The sequence below is a fragment of the Pseudomonas sp. 382 genome (assembly GCF_002759075.1).
GTDB classification, from domain to species: Bacteria; Pseudomonadota; Gammaproteobacteria; order Pseudomonadales; family Pseudomonadaceae; genus Aquipseudomonas; species Aquipseudomonas vlassakiae.
In genome coordinates, this window is record NZ_PEMX01000001.1 from 96,893 (window position 1) to 114,467 (window position 17,575).

At 65.0% G+C, this 17,575-nt stretch carries 16 protein-coding genes and 2 riboswitches; of the genes, 5 read left to right on the forward strand and 11 right to left on the reverse strand.

Annotated elements, in window-relative coordinates:
• Nucleotides 1–114 precede the first annotated feature (114 nt).
• The 4 genes from CQW31_RS00495 to CQW31_RS00510 are packed head-to-tail and all read left to right on the forward strand — an operon-like array spanning nt 115 to nt 2,956.
• Entirely contained in the window at nt 115–900 is a 786-nt protein-coding gene (locus CQW31_RS00495) for a transporter substrate-binding domain-containing protein (RefSeq protein WP_099813426.1), read from the forward strand.
• A gap of 22 nt (nt 901–922) precedes the next feature.
• The gene (locus CQW31_RS00500; protein WP_054886392.1) at nt 923–1,588 is read left to right on the forward strand and encodes an amino acid ABC transporter permease; all 666 of its coding nucleotides are present in this window, start codon (nt 923–925) and stop codon (nt 1,586–1,588) included.
• Complete coding sequence (locus CQW31_RS00505; RefSeq protein ID WP_082433639.1) at nt 1,585–2,235, forward strand: amino acid ABC transporter permease; 651 nt, start codon at nt 1,585–1,587, stop codon at nt 2,233–2,235. Before CQW31_RS00500 ends, CQW31_RS00505 begins: the two co-directional genes overlap by 4 nt.
• On the forward strand, nt 2,222–2,956 hold the full coding sequence (locus tag CQW31_RS00510; RefSeq protein ID WP_054886390.1) for an amino acid ABC transporter ATP-binding protein: 735 nt from the start codon (nt 2,222–2,224) through the stop codon (nt 2,954–2,956). The genes CQW31_RS00505 and CQW31_RS00510 overlap by 14 nt, the downstream gene beginning before the upstream one ends.
• Nucleotides 2,957–3,000: 44 nt before the next feature.
• On the opposite strand, the gene CQW31_RS00515 is transcribed toward CQW31_RS00510, so the two are convergent.
• The 11 genes from CQW31_RS00515 to CQW31_RS00565 all read right to left on the reverse strand — a co-directional run bounded on the left by CQW31_RS00515 (nt 3,001) and on the right by CQW31_RS00565 (nt 16,354).
• Nucleotides 3,001–5,151: a TonB-dependent siderophore receptor gene (locus CQW31_RS00515; RefSeq protein ID WP_099813428.1), complete on the reverse strand. Its 2,151-nt coding sequence runs from the start codon at nt 5,149–5,151 to the stop codon at nt 3,001–3,003.
• Between the two features lie 68 nt (nt 5,152–5,219).
• Nucleotides 5,220–5,630, reverse strand: a complete 411-nt coding sequence (locus CQW31_RS00520) for a DUF2946 family protein (RefSeq protein WP_099813430.1) — start codon at nt 5,628–5,630, stop codon at nt 5,220–5,222.
• Nucleotides 5,631–5,694: 64 nt separating this feature from the next.
• Nucleotides 5,695–6,471, reverse strand: a complete 777-nt coding sequence (locus tag CQW31_RS00525) for a ParA family protein (protein ID WP_099813432.1) — start codon at nt 6,469–6,471, stop codon at nt 5,695–5,697.
• 141 nt (nt 6,472–6,612) lie between these two features.
• Nucleotides 6,613–7,632, reverse strand: a complete 1,020-nt coding sequence (uvsE, locus tag CQW31_RS00530; RefSeq protein ID WP_099813434.1) for a UV DNA damage repair endonuclease UvsE — start codon at nt 7,630–7,632, stop codon at nt 6,613–6,615.
• Nucleotides 7,633–7,812: 180 nt separating this feature from the next.
• Complete coding sequence (locus CQW31_RS00535) at nt 7,813–8,292, reverse strand: hypothetical protein (RefSeq protein WP_099813436.1); 480 nt, start codon at nt 8,290–8,292, stop codon at nt 7,813–7,815.
• Nucleotides 8,293–8,350: 58 nt separating this feature from the next.
• Nucleotides 8,351–9,700 (reverse strand): OprD family porin, encoded by a 1,350-nt coding sequence (locus tag CQW31_RS00540; protein WP_099813438.1) that lies wholly within the window; start codon nt 9,698–9,700, stop codon nt 8,351–8,353.
• An 18-nt stretch (nt 9,701–9,718) separates the two neighbouring features.
• Entirely contained in the window at nt 9,719–10,507 is a 789-nt protein-coding gene (locus CQW31_RS00545; protein WP_054886383.1) for an ABC transporter ATP-binding protein, read from the reverse strand.
• Entirely contained in the window at nt 10,504–11,520 is a 1,017-nt protein-coding gene (locus tag CQW31_RS00550) for an iron ABC transporter permease (RefSeq protein WP_054886382.1), read from the reverse strand. The genes CQW31_RS00545 and CQW31_RS00550 overlap by 4 nt, the downstream gene beginning before the upstream one ends.
• Entirely contained in the window at nt 11,517–12,527 is a 1,011-nt protein-coding gene (locus CQW31_RS00555; RefSeq protein ID WP_099813439.1) for an ABC transporter substrate-binding protein, read from the reverse strand. Before CQW31_RS00555 ends, CQW31_RS00550 begins: the two co-directional genes overlap by 4 nt.
• 108 nt (nt 12,528–12,635) lie before the next feature.
• Nucleotides 12,636–12,836: riboswitch (cobalamin riboswitch) on the reverse strand.
• A gap of 28 nt (nt 12,837–12,864) precedes the next feature.
• A complete protein-coding gene (locus CQW31_RS00560; protein WP_054886380.1) occupies nt 12,865–14,031 on the reverse strand; it encodes a DUF1624 domain-containing protein in 1,167 nt (388 codons plus the stop codon).
• A gap of 205 nt (nt 14,032–14,236) precedes the next feature.
• Complete coding sequence (locus CQW31_RS00565) at nt 14,237–16,354, reverse strand: TonB-dependent siderophore receptor (protein WP_099813440.1); 2,118 nt, start codon at nt 16,352–16,354, stop codon at nt 14,237–14,239.
• A 106-nt stretch (nt 16,355–16,460) separates the two neighbouring features.
• Nucleotides 16,461–16,667: riboswitch (cobalamin riboswitch) on the reverse strand.
• A 159-nt stretch (nt 16,668–16,826) separates the two neighbouring features.
• On the opposite strand from CQW31_RS00565, the gene CQW31_RS00570 reads away from it, so the two are divergent.
• Nucleotides 16,827–17,573: an outer membrane beta-barrel protein gene (locus CQW31_RS00570; RefSeq protein ID WP_054886378.1), complete on the forward strand. Its 747-nt coding sequence runs from the start codon at nt 16,827–16,829 to the stop codon at nt 17,571–17,573.
• The last annotated feature ends 2 nt before the right edge of the window (nt 17,574–17,575 follow it).

Sequence of the window (17,575 nt, forward strand, 5' to 3'; positions counted from 1 at the left end):
AGACCGTTCAGTGCGCGCTTTCCACCGCTTCGTGATGTGCCCGGGCGCACTCTGGCATGGCCCGTGCACTGCCCTGGCGGCAGTCCACTTCCTGAATGCTTGCGAGGCCATCCGATGAAGATATTCCGCCCCCTGTTCCTGGCCACTCTGTTCTGCGCCGGCGCCCTGGCATTGCCAGGCGCGCAGGCCGATGCGCTGGCCGACATCAGCGCCCGTGGCGTGCTCAAAGTGGCGGTGCCGCAAGACTTCCCGCCTTTCGGTTCGGTCGGCCCCGACCTCAAGCCTCGAGGCCTGGACATCGACACCGCCCAGCTGCTGGCCGACAAGCTTGGCGTAAAGCTGGCGCTGACGCCGGTCAATAGCACCAACCGCATTCCGTTTCTCACCACCGGCAAGGTCGACCTGGTGATCTCCAGCCTGGGCAAGAACCCCGAGCGTGCCGCCGTCATCGATTTCTCCCGCCCCTACGCACCGTTCTACCTGGCCGTGTTCGGCCCGGCCGACGTGGCCATCGCCGGGATCGACGCGATTGCCGGCAAAACCATCAGCGTCACCCGCGGCTCGATCGAAGACATGGAACTCAGCGCCGTGGCGCCCAAGGGCGCGGTGATCAAGCGCTTCGAGGACAACAACTCGACCATCGCCGCGTACCTCTCCGGGCAGGTCGAGCTGATCGCCAGTGGCAGCGTGGTGATGGCGGCGATCGCCGAGAAAAACCCGGCCAAGGTGCCGGTGGTCAAGGTCAAGCTCAAGGATTCGCCGGTCTACGTGGGGATGGCCAAGAACGAGCCAGCGCTGATGGACAAGGTCAACGCCACGCTGGAGGCCGCCAAGGCGGACGGCAGCCTGAACCGCAACGCGGAAAAATGGTTGAAACAGCCGCTGCCGGCTGACCTCTGAGCGGCGCCTGGAGCCTGTCACCATGGCCTATGAATTCGATTTCGCTCCTGTGTTGGCCCAGGCCGACCTGCTGCTCAAGGGCGCCTGGTTCACCCTGCAGCTGACGGCGGTCGGCACCTTGCTGGGCGTGGCCATCGGCGTGCTGGGTGCAGGTGTGCGCGCCTGGCACGTGCGGCCGTTCGACACGCTGTTCGGCCTCTATGTGGAGCTGATCCGCAACACGCCCTTCATCGTCCAGCTGTTCTTCATCTTCTTCGGCCTGCCCGCGCTGGGCATTCGCCTGAGCGAATGGCAGGCGGCGGTGCTGGCCATGGTGGTCAACCTGGGCGCCTATTCCACGGAGATCATCCGTGCAGGTATCCAGGCCATCCCCAAGGGGCAGCTGGAAGCCGCCGCGGCCTTGGCCATGAACCGCTTCGAGGCGTTCCGCCATGTGGTGCTGCGGCCAGCGCTGGCCAAGGTCTGGCCGGCACTGTCCAGCCAGATCGTGATCGTCATGCTCGGCTCGGCGGTGTGTTCGCAGATCGCCACCGAGGAGCTGTCGTTCGCTGCCAACTTCATCCAGTCGCGCAACTTCCGCGCGTTCGAAACGTACTTGCTGACCACCGCGTTGTACCTGCTCATGGCCATTCTCCTGCGCCAGTCGCTGGCCTGGCTGGGGCAGCGCCTGCTGATGGGGAGACGCTGATGGACTTCACCTTCTGGGACATCCTGCGCAACCTGCTGGTCGGCCTGCAGTGGACCTTGCTGCTGTCGTTGGTGGCCTTCGTCTGCGGTGGCCTGGCCGGGCTGTTGGTGCTGGTCGGGCGGCTCTCCGAGCAGCCGCTGTGGCGCGGCCTGGCGCGGGGCTATATCGAGCTGTTCCAGGGCACGCCGCTGTTGATGCAGCTGTTCATGGTGTTCTTCGGCATTGCCCTGTTCGGCCTCGATGTTTCGGCCTGGATGGCAGCGGCCATTGCCTTGACCCTGTTCACCAGCGCCTTTCTCGCTGAAATCTGGCGCGGTTGCGTCGAAGCCATCCCGCGTGGCCAGTGGGAGGCCTCCGGCAGCCTGGCGCTGAGCCGCCTGGAGCAACTGCGCCACGTCATCCTGCCCCAGGCCCTGCGCATTGCCATTGCCCCGACGGTGGGCTTCTCGGTGCAGGTGGTCAAGGGCACGGCGGTGACCTCGATCATCGGCTTCACCGAACTGACCAAGACCGGCGGCATGCTGGCCAACGCCACCTTCGAGCCGTTCATGGTCTACGGCCTGGTCGCGCTGGGTTACTTCGTTCTCTGCTATCCGCTCTCGCTGAGCGCCCGTTACCTGGAAAGGAGGCTGCATGCCCCTGCTTAGAGTGTCTGCATTGCACAAGTACTATGGCGACAACCACGTGCTCAAGGGCGTCGACCTGAGCATCGAGGAGGGCGAGGTGGTGGCCATCATCGGCCGCAGCGGCTCGGGCAAGAGCACCTTGCTGCGCACCCTCAATGGCCTGGAGTCGATCAGCGACGGCGTCATCGAAGTCGACGGCGAATACCTCGACGCCAGCCGCGCCGACCTGCGCGCCTTGCGCCAGAAGGTGGGCATGGTGTTCCAGCAGTTCAACCTGTTTCCGCACCTGAGCGTCGGCGAGAATGTGATGCTTGCGCCGCAGGTGGTGAAGAAGGCCAGCCGCAGCGAAGCACGCCAACTGGCCGAACAGATGCTGGCACGGGTGGGCCTGGCGGAGAAGTTCGATGCCTTCCCCGACCGGCTTTCTGGCGGCCAGCAGCAGCGCGTGGCCATTGCCAGGGCCCTGGCAATGTCACCCAAGGTGCTGCTGTGCGACGAGATCACCTCGGCGCTCGACCCTGAACTGGTCAACGAGGTGCTGGGCGTGGTGCGTCAACTGGCCAGCGAGGGCATGACCCTGATCATGGTCACTCACGAAATGCGTTTCGCCCGGGAAGTGGGCGACAAGCTGGTGTTCATGCACCACGGCAAGGTGCATGAGGTGGGCAACCCTCGCGAGGTGTTCGCTGCACCGCAGACGGCCGAACTGGCCAACTTCATTGGCGCGGTGGCGTCGGCTTAGCAGCAGGGGCGATGCAGCCCCACTGCCTTGGCGCACAGCCAGTGTCAGAAGCGCACGTCCACCGCTACCTCGAAGGTCCGCGGCGCCCCCATGTAGTACTGCAGTCCATAGGCCTGCTTGGCATACACCTCATCGGTCAGGTTGCGCACCCGCCCGGTAATGGTGGTGTGTTCATCCAGCCGGTAGCGGGCAAAGCTGCCGAACAAGGTATAGGCCGGCGCCTTGAGGGTGTTGGCGTTGTCGGCGTACACCGAGCCGACATAGCGGGCATCCACCCCCGCCGACCAGGCCGAGGTGAAGCTGTAGGTCAGCCACAGGTTGGCGACATTGGCCGGGACGTTGACCGGGGCGTTGCCCTTGCGCGACACCGATACGCCGTTGACCGCTTCATTGAACTCATCGTATTGCGCGTCGACATAGGCGTAGTTGCCCTCTGCCAGCAGCTTGGGCGTGACCTGCAGCCGGCCGGACAACTCGACCCCGCGTGAGGTCTGCTGCCCGGCCTGGACCGTCAGGTTGGGGTTGCTCGAATCGCGCACGGCAAAGTCCTTGCGCACGATCTGGTACAAGGCCACGGTCGCCGCGCCTCGCCCTTCGAGGAAGTCAAACTTGCTGCCCACTTCCCATTGCTCGCCCTTGGACAGGTCGAAGGTGCCGACGTTGGCGTAAGTGGCTGCCGCCAGCGAACCGGCTGGCAGGTCGGCGGCGGTGCTGTACTGGGCGTAGACGCTGGCCGACGGGGTCAGTTCGTAGGTCAGGCCGATGCGACCGGACAGCGGTTCCCAGCGCCGCTCGAAGAACGCCGGCGAGGTCGGTGTCACCGCGCCGTAGTTGGTCACCTCCATGTCCAGGTAGTCGTAACGCAGGGCCGTGAGCAAGGCCAGGCGCTCGGTCAGTTGCAGGCGGTTTTCGGCAAACACGGCGCGGTTGCTGGTGACATGTCGGCGCTGCTTGGTCAAGCCGGCGTTGACTCCGGGGATGTCATGGAAACTGCCGGGGTCGAAGTGGTCCGGGTCGACCACATCGGTCCAGCTCCCGGACCTCGGATACACGGTCTGGCGCATGTGTGAGTAATCCAGCCCCAGTGACCACTGGCTGGCCAGGCCGAACAGCGAGTTGTCGTGGCGCAATTCGATGCGCTCGCCCAGCACGCTTTGTTCATGGCGCTGCAGGTAAGGGCTGGCACGCTGCACATTGCCGTCGCGGGTGTAGCTGTAGCGCTCGACGTTGCGGTAATCGCGCTGGGCGCTGTAGTGGTACAGGGTGTTGTGCACGCTGGTGCTGTCGTTGACCTGGTAATCGAGCATCGAGCGCAGCCAGCGCACCCGCTGCTCGTAGCGGCCGTCGGCGACGTTGTAGTTCTCGAAGCGGCGGCTGTTGTCGATCTTCATGGTGCTGCGCCCCGGCAGGATCGGCGCGCCCCAGTACGGGCTGTCTTCGCGGTCCTCCTGGTATTCCAGCGCCAGGGTGTGGGTGAGGTCGGGCGTCAGGTCGCTGAGCAGGGAAAACGCCAGGCTGTCGGTCTTGCGCTGGTTACGGTCGATGTAGCCATTGCTGCCGGTGTGGCTGAAGTCCAGGCGCATGAAATGGCGGGCATCGGCCGGGTTGCTGGCCAGTGCCTGGTTGATGCCGAAAGCCACTTCCGAGTCGTCGTAACTGCCATGGCGCACGCGGCCATCGATGATCTGTTGGTCACGGCTGGCGGTCTTGGTGATGTAGTTGATCGAGCCGCCGACTGCGCCTGCGCCATGCAGGAACGACGACGGGCCGCCGAGCAGCTCGACACGGTCCAGCACCCAGGCGTCCACTGGCCGGGTGGCGCTGCTGTAGCCGAGGTTGATGCCGTTGAACAGCTGGGTCACCTGGTTCTGGGTGAAGCCGCGGTAGCTGACGAAGCCGCCATAGCCGGGGTTGGCCGACGCGTTCACGCCGGTCATGGCGTTGATCACATCCTGGCTGTCCTTGGCGCCGCGTTCTTCGATGACGCGGCGGTCCGATACGCTGACCGACGCGGGGGTTTCCCGTGCGGTGAGGCCCAGCCGCGAGCCGGTGCTGATGGGCACGTCCAGTTGCACGCCGGAGGGTGCATCGCGCTCACCGTCGATGGTGGTGGCGTTGAGTTCGACGGCGGCATCGTCCGCCCAGGCAAAGGTGCAGGTGCCCATGAGGAGCACCAGAGAGGTATTGCGGAGCATGTTGTTATGTCTTCCACGCAAAGGTCATGGCTGACGGCAAGCGCGCAGGCAGGCGCGCCCGGCTGAAGTCAGGCGATAGGAGTGATGGCTGCGGGGAGGACGACAGGGGGAGCGCGCGGTGTGAGGGCAGGGCGTTGGTAACGGGGCGGCGGTTGCGCCCAGCTGCGCACGACGATGGGCGAAGTGGCAGCGGCGTGTGCAGGGTTGAACGACCAGCCGCTGCTGGCCAGCGGCACGGCCAGGCCGAACGAGGAGCATACCGGGCAGTCGAGCTGGGCCATGTGCTCGTCGCCACCGGCGCCGTCGAGGTCGATGGCCACGCCGTGCTCGCTGTTGATCGAGCAGAAACCACCTTCCAGGCCGGCCAGGCGCAGGCCGCCCATCTGGCCATGGTGCAGGCCACACAGCAACAGGCTGAACAGGACGCTGGCATAGAGCGTCCAGGCAGTCAGGGTGCGAGTGTGCCGGGTGATTTTCATGGCGGCGAATCTATCACCCGGACGAACGGCAGGGTAGTGCCTGGCCGTGACAGGTTGTCGCAGCTCAGGCAGCGCGTTCGAGCACGTCCAGCAGGTCGACGAATTCCTGCGCGAGCTTGTGGCGTGGCGCCATGTGCACCAACGGTACCGAGACCTGGTGCGACTCGCGCATCTTGATCGAACTGCTCAGGTACACCGGCAGCACCGGCATGCCTTCGGCGCGCAACTGATCGACCAGGGTCTGGTGCAGCGCGGTGCGCCCGGCGAACTGGTTGACCACCACGCCCTCGACCTGCAGCGCCGGGTTGTGGTCCTGGCGTAGCTCTTCGACCTCGGCCATGACGCTGAGCAGCGCCTGGCGCGAGAAGCTGTCGCAGTCGAACGGGATCAGCAGGCGCTCGGCGGCCACCAGGGCACTGAAGGTGTAGAAGTTCAGCGCAGGTGGGGTGTCGATGTAGATCCGCTCATAGTCCTCGCCCAGCTCGGCCAGCAGCTTGCGCAGCTTGTTGATCTTGAACTTGCTTTCCAGCTTGCTCTGCAGGTCACTGAGGTCGGGGCTGGCGGTCACCAGGTGCAGGTTGTCGTAGCGGGTTTCGCTGATCGCCACGCGGTGCTTCTTGCCAGCGGCGGTGGCCGGCGAGAGGGTCTGGCGGAAGAAGTCGGCGATACCGGCAGGGATGGCGTCGTCGGTCAGCCCGGTGAGGTAATAAGTGGCGTTGGCCTGCGGGTCGAGGTCGACCAGCAATGTGCGATAGCCCTCGGCGGCGCTGGCCGCGGCGAGGTTGCAGGCGATGCTCGACTTGCCCACGCCACCTTTCTGATTGAAAACCACACGACGCATGAGACGCTCATCCATGAAGTGAAAATGTCAGGTTGGGGTCAATCCTATGACTGAAACACGACAGATTTATGACAACTGTTGAAACAATAGTTAAGTTCATCTTTTTCGAACCGCAAGCGCTCTGTTGCGGTGGTTTTGCGCTCATGGCCGCTCGACATGGCGCCGGTAGAAATCCAGGGTCGCCAGGTTCTTGTCCTTGGCTTCGAACATGATGTCGAAGCGGTCGAGGAACTGCAGGGCGTAGCGGTTGGTCCAGTCGTTCCACATCTGCGCGCTGTGCTGATACAGGTCACGCTTGTTCACCTTCTCCAGCAACGCCGGGATGGTCAGCTTGCGGTCAGCGTCGAAGCCCAGCGCCAGCAAGCTTTCCGGCGGCTGCGAGTAGTGCATGGTCGGCCGCACCCCACGCCAGCTGTCGATGATCCGGGCCACACGCGGGTCGTGCGGGTCGATGTAGTCACCCTCGTGGATCCAGCAGTGGTGGATGTCCAGCACGACTGGCGCAAGGTCGGCCAGTGCCAGGCAGTCGTCGACGCCATAGGTCTTCTCGTCGTTCTCGAAGGTGATCACGTTGCGTGCCACCTGGGACAACCGTGGCCACACCTGGCGCACACCGGCCGCGCCGAGGCGCCCGGCGATATGCACATTGCACTTGAAGTCCTGAAAGCGTTGGCCGAAGCCCATCATGCGGATCATGTCGGCGTGGTATTCGAATTCGGCCAGACTGTTTTCCACTACCTCGGGGCGGTCCGAGCCGAGCACACAGTACTGGCCGGGGTGAAATGACAGGCGCAAATCCTGCTCCCGAGCCAGCTTGCCGATGGCGGCGAAGCCTTCGGCCATCAGGGCTTGGAACTCGCTGTCGCGATAGAGCGGCGCGACGCTGGGGTGGCTGTAGAGCGGCAGCAGGTCGCTACTCAGGCGCACCATGCGCAGCATCGGCGGCAATTCGCTGACGTAGGCCAGCAGGCGCAGTTGGGCATCGAGGTTGTGCTGCACCAGCTCCAGCAGTTTGGCGCGGGCCGTTTCTTCGCTGGCACTGGTCAGCCAGCGCAGCGTGGTGGTGCGCGGATTGAAGGTGCGTTCGATCGCTTCCAGCGCTTTCACCGACAGGCTGCGGTGCGGGTGGCGGTACATGCAGGCGAAGCCCAGGCGGGGCATGGTCGGTCTCCCGATGAGGAATGTTCGTTGGACCCGGTGGCTGCGAGAACGATCACTTCAAGCCTGTTCCGGCCTCTTCGCGGGTAAACCCACAGGGATAGCGTTGCTCTGAAGTTGCGGTGCCTGTGGGAGCGGGTTTACCCGCGAAGAGGCCGCAACAGGCGAAGTATCGATCCAGGTTCAGGAGCCCGATTTTTCCAGGGCTTGCAGTTCATCCTCGACCTGCTGCATGCGCTGCTCGGCCAGGGCCTGGACCTTTGCATCCCGCGCCGTTTCGCGCATCAGGCCGGTGAGCTTGTCGCTCAAACGCTTGCCTTCCTCGGTCTCTTCCAGCGCCTTGGCCTTGGCCGGGTCGTGGGTGGCGGCGACGATGGTGGCGAATTCGGCGTCGCTGAAGTTCTTCTCGCTGTAGAGCTTGTATAGGTCCTGGCGCTGGTCCTCGACGGTGAGGTGTTTGCGCAGGACGTTGCTGATGGTGGCCGCATCCAGCTGCGGGTGGGTGCGCGTGAGCAGTGCAGCCATGCGCTCGATATTGTGGTCGTAGGCCTCCTGCAGCGGCAGGTTGGCCAGGATCTGCTGTTCGCGGGTGGGCTTCTGGTCGCAGGCGGCGAGGGCGGCAGTGAGCAGCAGGGGGAGCAGCAACTTCTGGATGCGGGGCATTGGGTGGCCTTGGGCGGGTATTTCCGAGAGGGGGATTATAACGGTGTGGCAGCGGCTGTCAGAAACCGCCTGACAACGGCCATTCCACTGCCAGGCGGATCTGATTGCCATCGAGCTCCGCCTGCGCCGTGTTGCCGCGGTGCACGTTGTGCCGCAGCGAGAAGGTGGTGCCCTTGGCCTTGCCGCTCTGCACCACATAGCGTGCCTCCAGGCCACGTTCCCAGTGCTTGCCACCCTTGCCATAACCCAGGTACGCATAGCCGCCGTTGGGGTCGACATGGCTGCCGTCGATATCGAAACCGCGTACATACAGGGCGGTCAGGCTCAGCCCCGGAATGCCGTAGCCGCCCATGTTCAGGTCATAGCGTGCCTGCCATGACTTTTCGTTGGGTGCGTTGAAGTCGGACATCTGCACGGCGTTGGCGATGTAGATTGCCCCACGCGTGACGTAGTCGAACGGCGTGTTGCCATCCACTTGCTGCCAGCCGAGGCTGTAGCTGTGCGGGCCCTGGTTGTAGCGTGAGACCAGGCTCCAGGTGGTGTTGTCGATACGCCCGGACAGCGCCTTGCCGGCGTCGGTGGTGCGGTACAGGTTGAGGTCCAGGCTCAGGCTGTGGCGGTCGCCCAGGGCCTGGGTGAAGGTGCTGCCAAGGTAGTGCTGGTTCCAGGTGTCTGCGTAGCGTGAGGTGTACAGGCTGCCACTGAAGGCAGCGCCGGGGTTCCACACCAGGCCGGCGAGGTCGAAGCTGTTGCCCTGGCGGCCATCGGAGTAGTTCACCACGAAGCCCTGGTCGTGGCTTGAGGCGTTGCGGTCGGTGCTTTCGTTGAAGTGGCCGGCGACCAGCTTGAGGGTGTCGTTCTCGCTGCTGGTCAGGAACAAGCCCGTGGCGGTTTCGGGGAGCAGGCGGCTGTCGGAGGAGCTGAACACCGGCGTCTTCACCCGCTGTTCGCCCCAGGACAGCACGGTGTTCGATACCCGCAGCTTCAGCGCCGCGCCGCCCCGGCTGTATGCGTTCTTGGGGTGGCCGTCGTTGTCCAGGCTCAGCAGGCGCGCCTTGCCGGCACGGCCGCCACCGCTGTCGAGCTGCACGCCCTGATAGGCGTGGGCATCGACGCCGACGCCGATCAGGCCCTGGGTGAAACCGGACTGGTACGTGCCCATCAGCCCGTAGGCCCATTCCTCGGCCAGGCCGTTACGTTCGCTGCGTGGCTTATAGGCATTGCGCGCGCCGCTGTTACGCCCGCCGTGCTTGTAGTCACGCTGGTCGTAGACCGTGCGATTGAGGATGCTCCAACTGCTGTCTTCGACAAAACCGCTGCTGTGGGACTGCGCCGAGCCCGCGAAGGCAAATGGGGCCAGGCCTGCCAGTGGCAGGGACAAAAGCACAGCGGCGGGGCGCAACAACATGGCGGGAAACGTCCTGGTTCAGGGGGCGCGGAAACGCAGGATGCGTGCGCCGTCGAAGGGGTCGGTGAGGTAGTGGGCATGCACGCCGAAGGTGCTCAGCAGGCGCTCGGGGGTCAGCACCTGCAGCGGCTTGCCGAGGGCTACCAGGCGGCCTTGGTCGAGCACTGCCACACGGTCGCAGGTCAGCGCCTGGTTGAGGTCGTGCAGGGCCACCAGGGTGGTCACCGGCAACGCCTGCACCTGTTGCAGCAGGCTCAGCTGGTGCTGGATGTCGAGGTGGTTGGTCGGTTCGTCGAGCAGCAGTACCTGCGGGCGCTGGGCCAGGGCGCGGGCGATGTGCACGCGCTGGCGCTCGCCGCCGGACAGCGAACTCCAGGACCGTTCACGCAGGTGCGTGGCGTCGAGGTCGGCCAGGGCCTGTTCGACCATGGCCCGGTCTTCGCGGGAAAACGGCGCCAGCGCCGACAGCCAGGGTGTGCGCCCCAGGGCGACGGCGTCGAACACGCTGATCGCGTCGAGGGTGTCGGCCTGTTGCTCGACCAGCGCCAACGCCTGGGCGACGCGCCGGCGCGGCAGGCGCGCCAGGGGCTCGCCGAGCAGCTGCACGTTGCCGCTGCTCGGCGTGCGCAGCCCGGCCAGCAATTTGAGCAGGGACGATTTGCCTGAACCGTTGGGGCCGACGATACCCAGCGTTTCACCGGCCGCCACGCTGAGGTCGATGTTGCTCAGCACACTGGTGCCTGACAGTTGCAGGCCCAGCCCGCTGCAGGCGAGTGGCGCGACGTGCGCGCTGTTCATGATGTTCATGGGCGCCCCCGGCGGCTGACCAGGATCAGGGCGAACACGGGCGCGCCGAGCAATGCGGTGACCACGCCGACTGGAATCACCTGGCCGCCAATCAGCGTGCGCGACAGCACATCGGCAGCAATCAGGAACAACGCGCCGCCCAGCGCGCTGGCCGGCAGCAGGCGGCTATGACCGGGGCCGAGCAGCAGGCGCAGGGCGTGGGGGATGACCAGGCCGACGAAACCGATGGCGCCGACGATCGACACCATCACCGCCGTCACCAGTGCCGCGCAGCTGATCAGCAGCAATTGCGTGCGGCGCACGGCGATGCCCAGCGAAGCTGCCGAGTCGGCGCCGAAAGTGAAGGCATCCAGCGCCCGACGGTGCCACAGGCACACCGCCAGGCCGAACAGCGCCACGGGCAATGCCTGCCACACCGACGGCCAGCGCACGCCACTGAGGTTGCCCAGCAGCCAGAACAGGATGCCGCGTGCCTGTTCGGCGGTGGCCGACTTGGTGATGAGCAAAGCGGTGATGGCGGTGAACAGTTGGGAGCCGGCAATACCGGCGAGGATGACCTGCGCGTGGTTGTTGCTCGGCCCGGCCGCACGGGCCAGCACCAGCACCAGCAAAAAGGCTGCCAGGGCACCGATGAAGGCGCCGCCGGACATGCTCAGGGCGACGCTGCCCAGGCCCAACAGGCCAACCAGCACCGCACCCGTCGATGCGCCGGCGGACAGCCCGAGCAGGTAGGGCTCGGCCAGCGGATTGCGCAGCAGCGCCTGGAGGATCACCCCACAGGTCGCCAGCCCCGCCCCGCAAGCGGCAGCGACCAGGGCGCGGGTCAGGCGGTAGTTCCAGACGATGCCGGCGTCGATCGGGTCGACCGGATAGCCGGCCTGCCACAGGTGGTTGGCCAGCACCTGGTAGACCACCTGTGGCGGCAGGTTGGTTTCGCCGATGGCAGTACCGGCCAGCACGGCCGCGAGCAAGGCCAGCAGGGCCAGGGCGCTGTAGGGCAAAGCTTTCATCATGGCGCCGCTTTACCGCTGGCGAAGGCCGCGGACAAGGTCTGCAGGCCGCGGAACAGGCGGATCCCGGCCTGCATGGCGTCGGCGTCGAGGATGATGATGCGGTTGTTCTTTACCGCATCCATCTGCTTCGTCACCGGGTCGTGGCGGAGGAATTCGAGCTTTTTCCGGTAATCATCGGCGGGGTAGCGGCGGCGGTCCATGCGCGCGATGATCAGCCAGGTCGGGTTGGCCTTGGCCAGGGTTTCCCAGCCTACGGTTGGCCATTCTTCAGTCGACTCGACCACGTTGCGCACGCCCAGGGTGCGCAGCATGAAGTCGGCTACGCCCTGGCGGCCCGCAACATAAGGGTCGATGCCGAGGTCGGCGCTGGAGAACCAGAACAGTGCCGAAGTCTGCGACAGGTCCTTGCCGGCCAGTTGCTGCCGGGCACCCTCCAGGCGTGCCTTGAGGTCGGCATTGAGCGCGGCACCGCGGTCCTGTACGTCGAAGATCTCGGCCAGCTGGCTGATGCTCTTGTAGATGCTGTCGACCTGGAATGCCTGCAGACGGGTGCCGTCGGCGCCGACCAGGTTGTCCTTGCCTTCACAGTCCGAGGGCAGCAGGTAGGTGGCAATGTTCAGTTCGCGGAACTGTTCACGGGTGGCGACCGCGCCCTGGGCGCCGACCATCCACTCGAACTGCACCGCCACCAGTTGCGGGCGCTTGCCGACCACGGCTTCGAAGCTGGGCTCGTTGTCGGCCAGGCGCGGCACCTTGTCGTTCACTGCCTGGTATTCGGGCAAGACGTTGTTGAACCACAAAGAGGTGCCGGCCAGTTTGTCGCCCAGGCCCAGGGCGTAAAGCATCTCGGTGCCGGCCTGGCCGATGGTGACCGCACGCTCAGGCGCCTGGGCGAAGGTCTGCGGCGCGCTGCAGTTGTCGACGGTCAGCGGGTAAAGGGTGACCGCAGCCTGAGCCAGGCCGGTGAGGCTCAGGCCGGCGAGCAAGGTGGCGATACGGGGCAGCATGCTGGGCGATCTCCTGTCGGACAGTTCTGGTGAGGAACGCACGGACAGGCATCGCCGCAGCCCTGCACGTGCAGGGGCAAGACGGATGGCCATCCCGGACACCCCGCCGGTTGGTGAATGTAGGCCGGCAGGTCTCCTGACTGGTGCGTCCTCGCCCGGCTCCGGCCTTCCCGGACCAGGTCCAGTGGCATCGATGGAGCAGGCTCGGCACCTACAGTTGCGGGGGCAGTTCCGATTGGCACGCCGGGTTGGGCGGGCCCGGGATTCCCTATTAATTCCGTGGTGGAAACCGGCGGGCGGCATGGTAGACCATCCGGCCGCCGGGTGAAACGCTGAATCAGAAGTACTTCAGCCAGTGGATGTCGCGCCGGCGCGCCTTGAGCCGGGCGAACCAGCGCACTGGCAGGTACAGCGCCGCCGCCAGCAGCAGCGCGGCCAGCCACACCGCGCCGATGCCGTCGAAGCCGAAGTAGTCGCCCTGGTTGAGGCCGAACAGCGCCACACAGGCCAGGTACAGCAGCTTGAGCACATACAGGTGCAGCAAGTAGAAGAACATCGGCGCTGCGCCGAGCACCGCCAGGGCGCTGACCCAGCGGGCAAGCCCGGCACGCTCGAAGGCACGCAGCAACAGCAGGCCGCAACCCAGGGTCAGGGCCAGGAACAGCAGCGAGGGCGGATATTTGGTGATGTTGAAGAAGCTCATCAGCGTCTGGGTGAGCGCCGGGTAGCCGCTCCACGGCGCTTCGCCGTAGCCGTTGTAGAGGCGCAGCACCATGAAGGCGAGCAGGGCGGTGACGCCGGCCATCAGCAGGCGATGCTGGCGCTCGCCGGCATCGCTGCCACGCCCGAACCACGGACCGAGGCCGTAGCCCAGCGCGATCACGCCGATCCACGGCAGCACCGGGTAGGAGGTGCGCAGGCGCAGGTTCTCCGAGACCTCCAGCCAGCCGCGGTCATGCAGGATCGCCCACGGTACATGCAGGGCTGATTGCGCGTCGAAGTGCAGGCCATCGAGCAGGTTATGGCCGGCGATGATCAGCGCGCCCACGGCGAGCAGGGCCGGACGCGGCAGCCACACCAGCAGCGACAGGGCGATCATGCTCACGCCGATGGCCCAGATCACTTGCATGTAGACCACGCTCGGTGGCAGCTGGAAGGTCCAGGCGAAGTTGACCAGGGTGAATTCCAGCACCACCAGGAACAGCCCGCGCTTGAACAGGAACGCCGACACATCGCTGCGACCCCGGTACTTCTCGCCATACAGCCAGGCCGACAGGCCGGTGAGCAGGACGAACACCGGTGCGCACAGGTGGGCCAGGGTACGGCTGGCGAACAGCGAAGGGTCGGTGGCATCGATGGCCATCGGGTCGCTGACCTGGCGGTGCAGGAAGAAGGTTTCGCGCACGTGGTCGAGGAGCATGAACAGGATCACCAGGCCGCGCAGGGCATCGATGCTCTGCAGGCGCTGGGTGAGCAGGGTGGGGGTGGCTGAGGCGCTGGTCATGGAAGGCGGTCGCAAGCAGGAATGAATGTCAAATGAAACGTTATCCTATAACTATTTGGTTGGCTTCTGATAGTGTTTTTTATGTTGCCTGTGCCGGCCTCTTCGCGGGCAAGCCCGCTCCCACAGGTTCACCACCCTTTTCAAATGAGTGGAAATCCTGTGGGAGCGGGCTTGCCCGCGAAGAGGCCGGGACAGGCGGTTCAAGTCAGAAGGTGTAATCCACGGTAGCGAAGTAGGACCTTGGCGCGCCCATCACCCACTGCTCGCCACTGAACACCGATGCCACATACTCCCGGTCGAACAGGTTGTTCACCTGCAACCCCAGCCGAACATCCGGCAGCACCTGCCAGCCGATGTTGGCATCGACCACGGTGTACCCCGGCGCACTCTGGCTATTGGCCGTGTCGGCATAACGCTCATCCACATAGCGTGCGCCAATCCCGGCCTCGACCTGCTGGCCGAAGCCTTTGGTCAACCACAGGTTGGCCGTGCGCCGTGGCACGTTGGCCGGGCGGTTGCCGGCACGGTCCTGGGCTACGCCTTCGACCACTTCGTCGAAATCATCGTACTGCGCCCGCACCAGCGACGCATTGGCCGACAGCTGCCACTGCTGCCCCAGGGCAAGTTCCAGCGACGCCTCCAGGCCGTCGGAGGTCTGCTGCCCGGCCTGTTGCGCCTCGTGGGTGATCGGGTCATCCACCAGCAGCTTGTTCTTGACGATATGGAACGCCGCCAGCGTCCATTCGCCACGGCCTTCCCAGAAGCGCTGCTTGAGGCCCAGCTCGGTCTGCTTCGCCTCGGTCAGGTCGTAGTGCATCTGTGTCGGGCTGAGGCTGACCAGATTATCCACCCCGTCCTCGCTGGTGGAGTACTGACCATACAGCGACAGGTCGTCGGTGACGGCGAACACCAGCCCGGCCCGCCAGTTGCCGCCTTGCAGGCTGCGGTCGCTGCGGCTGCCATCGATCAGGTTGTCGCGGTCGATGTGGTTCTGGTCGCGGCGCACGCCGGTCACCAGCGACAGGCGCTCGGTGAGCTGCAGGCTGTTCTCGGCGAACAGGGCGAAGGTGTGGGTGGTGGACAGTGTTTGCGGGCGTGTTGGCGAGGCGCTGTGGAACCAGCCCGGGGTCGGCTGCCACGGGTCGATGTAGTCGCCGCCGACGTCGTTGTACGGCCGATTGCTGTCGACGTTGAAGCGCACCTTGTTGTATTCGACACCGACCAGCGTCTTGCTGGCCAGGCCGAGCAGGCGGTGGTCGAAGGTGAAGGTCTGGCGGTCACCGATCTGCTCCTGGTTGTGCTTGATCTCCAGGTAGCTCTGGCGCTCCAGTTGCTCGCGGTCGGCGTCCCAGCTGTAGTGCTCGGCATTGCGCCAGTGGCGACGGCTCTTGATGTAGTAGAGCTGGTTGGTGGCGCTGAGCTGGTCATTGATCGCCCAGTCGGTGGTGAAACGGGTCCACTCGTCGTGGTAGCGCTGCACGTCGTTCTGGACGTTGTAGTTGTTCTTGCGCAGGCTGCTGCGGTAATGCCCGTCGATCAGCGGCGTGCCGTAGTAGTTGGCCGGCAGGGCGTCACCGCGCTCATGGGCGAGGGTGAAACTCAGGTCGTCGCTGGCATCGAAACGCAGCGCGGCACTGAGGGCCAGGCTGCGCGAGTCGGTGCGGTCGACCCAACCGTTGCCGGCCTGCTGGTTCAGGGTCAGGCGATAGCTCAGCCGCTCGCTGAGGCTGCCGCCGCTGTCCAGGCCTAGTTGCTGGCGGTCCCAGGAGCCGTAGCCCAGGCGCAGGCGGTTGTGGATGTCGCCAGCGAAGGGTTTTTTCGGGATCACGTTGACCACCGCGCCGGTCGCGCCTTCGCCATAAAGCACCGAAGCCGGGCCGCGGATCACGTCGATCTGCTCGACCATCCACGGGTCGACCGGGAAGGTCTGGGTACCGGCTCCGGTGTACAGGCGCGCGCCGTCGAACAGGGTCATCACCGAGCCATGGCCGGTGAATCCGCGCGCCGACAGGCCTGTACCGCCATCGCCCGGGTTGCCGATGAAGGTGATGCCGGGCGAGCGGGTCACGGCGTCCTGCACGGTGAGGTTGTTGCGTTGTTCGATCTGTGCGGCCGTGATGCTGCTGGTGCTGGCCGGGGTTTCCAGGGCACTGAGGTGCAGCCGTGAACCGGCCTCGGTCGGCGTGGCCAGGTCGACGCGCTGTGGGTCACGGGTATCGGTGATGGCCGTGGAGGGGAGGTTCAGCACAGGTTCGTCGGCCAGGGCCGGCAGGGTAACGGCCAGGCAGGCCGCCAGGGGGTGAAGCTTGATGAGTTGGGACATGTCGTTCCACTGCTGCAGGAATGAATGGATCCCGGTGGAAAACACGCAAAGGCGCACCCCGTACGCAGGCGCACGCGGATACCGGCCTGCGCCCGCCCACCGCGGGTTGCCAAGTGACGCTTCAGGCCGGTCTCCGGGCTTGCGAGGGTCATGAGTCCTTCACCTTCCCATGCTGGTGCACAGTGGTGTGTCGAAGGCATCGCTCGCTTACCGTTGCGGGGGCAGCGCCGGACTTGTCGTGGACCACGACGCACCGGCTTCCCGTTTCACCCTGCGCACGGCGGCGCAGGACACCTGAAACTGCCGCGTATCTGAACATCCCGACACTGCCTCGTCAAATGTCGCAGCATCGGAAAATAACGGCGAATCAGTTCTTTAAGAGTACTCCCTGAATTTTTTTCGAACTTTTCTGCGCGGCGTTGCCTCGAAGCGCTCGTTAGTCATTCGTATTACTGTCATGGAGACTTCAGGTATGTTCACCCGTAATCTGCTTCGCCAATCCTGCCTCCTCGCTTTGCTCGGCAGCCCATTGTTGGCAAGCGCTGCGCCCAGCACTGAGCCGCTGTTCAGCGTCGGCCTGTTGGGTGCATACAACAAATTCAAGTTCGAAGGTGGCAGTGATTCCGACAAGGAGCACATGGGCCAAGGTGGTGTGTTTGCCACGTTCGGTAACAAGCTCACCGCTGAATCGGGCTTCATCTACCAAGCCGGCGTCGAAGCCAAATACGGCAAGAAGAACGACGACAAGCTCAAGGAGGCGCAAGCCGACCTTGACCTTGGCTGGCGCGCGGCGCTGGATGCGCGCAACTTCGTCGATGTCATCGTGGGCGGTGGCTACAGCTGGACCCGCTTCGAGCCCGAGATCAACGACCTCGATACCAAGCTCACCTACAAATCGCCCTTCGCCAAGGCGGCGCTGGGCTACAACCATCAGTTCGATGCATCCACCTTGCGTGTGGAAGTGGGCGCGCGTCACACCATCGACGGGCGTGCACGGTTGAAGGTGGATGATTTTGGCAGCGACACGGTGGACATGAAAGACCGTACCAACCCTTATGCCGAAGTCACGCTGCTGATGAACCAGCAGGGCGGCATGCCGGTGCAGGCGGGCGTGTATTACACCCGCACCGAGTACAAGCTCGATGAGGATTCGCCAGTGGCGGACAACACCAAGCTCAAGCGTGACGAATTTGGCTTCAAGGTTGGCCTGGCCTTCTGAGA

Coding starts and splice junctions, on each gene's coding strand:
- CQW31_RS00495 (WP_099813426.1), top strand. CDS start 115: ATGAAGATATTCCGCCCCCTGTTCCTGGCCACTCTGTTCTGCGCCGGC.
- CQW31_RS00500 (WP_054886392.1), top strand. CDS start 923: ATGGCCTATGAATTCGATTTCGCTCCTGTGTTGGCCCAGGCCGACCTG.
- CQW31_RS00510 (WP_054886390.1), top strand. CDS start 2,222: ATGCCCCTGCTTAGAGTGTCTGCATTGCACAAGTACTATGGCGACAAC.
- CQW31_RS00515 (WP_099813428.1), bottom strand. CDS start 5,151: ATGCTCCGCAATACCTCTCTGGTGCTCCTCATGGGCACCTGCACCTTT.
- CQW31_RS00520 (WP_099813430.1), bottom strand. CDS start 5,630: ATGAAAATCACCCGGCACACTCGCACCCTGACTGCCTGGACGCTCTAT.
- CQW31_RS00525 (WP_099813432.1), bottom strand. CDS start 6,471: ATGCGTCGTGTGGTTTTCAATCAGAAAGGTGGCGTGGGCAAGTCGAGC.
- uvsE (WP_099813434.1), bottom strand. CDS start 7,632: ATGCCCCGCCTGGGCTTCGCCTGCATGTACCGCCACCCGCACCGCAGC.
- CQW31_RS00535 (WP_099813436.1), bottom strand. CDS start 8,292: ATGCCCCGCATCCAGAAGTTGCTGCTCCCCCTGCTGCTCACTGCCGCC.
- CQW31_RS00540 (WP_099813438.1), bottom strand. CDS start 9,700: ATGTTGTTGCGCCCCGCCGCTGTGCTTTTGTCCCTGCCACTGGCAGGC.
- CQW31_RS00545 (WP_054886383.1), bottom strand. CDS start 10,507: ATGAACATCATGAACAGCGCGCACGTCGCGCCACTCGCCTGCAGCGGG.
- CQW31_RS00550 (WP_054886382.1), bottom strand. CDS start 11,520: ATGATGAAAGCTTTGCCCTACAGCGCCCTGGCCCTGCTGGCCTTGCTC.
- CQW31_RS00555 (WP_099813439.1), bottom strand. CDS start 12,527: ATGCTGCCCCGTATCGCCACCTTGCTCGCCGGCCTGAGCCTCACCGGC.
- CQW31_RS00560 (WP_054886380.1), bottom strand. CDS start 14,031: ATGACCAGCGCCTCAGCCACCCCCACCCTGCTCACCCAGCGCCTGCAG.
- CQW31_RS00565 (WP_099813440.1), bottom strand. CDS start 16,354: ATGTCCCAACTCATCAAGCTTCACCCCCTGGCGGCCTGCCTGGCCGTT.
- CQW31_RS00570 (WP_054886378.1), top strand. CDS start 16,827: ATGTTCACCCGTAATCTGCTTCGCCAATCCTGCCTCCTCGCTTTGCTC.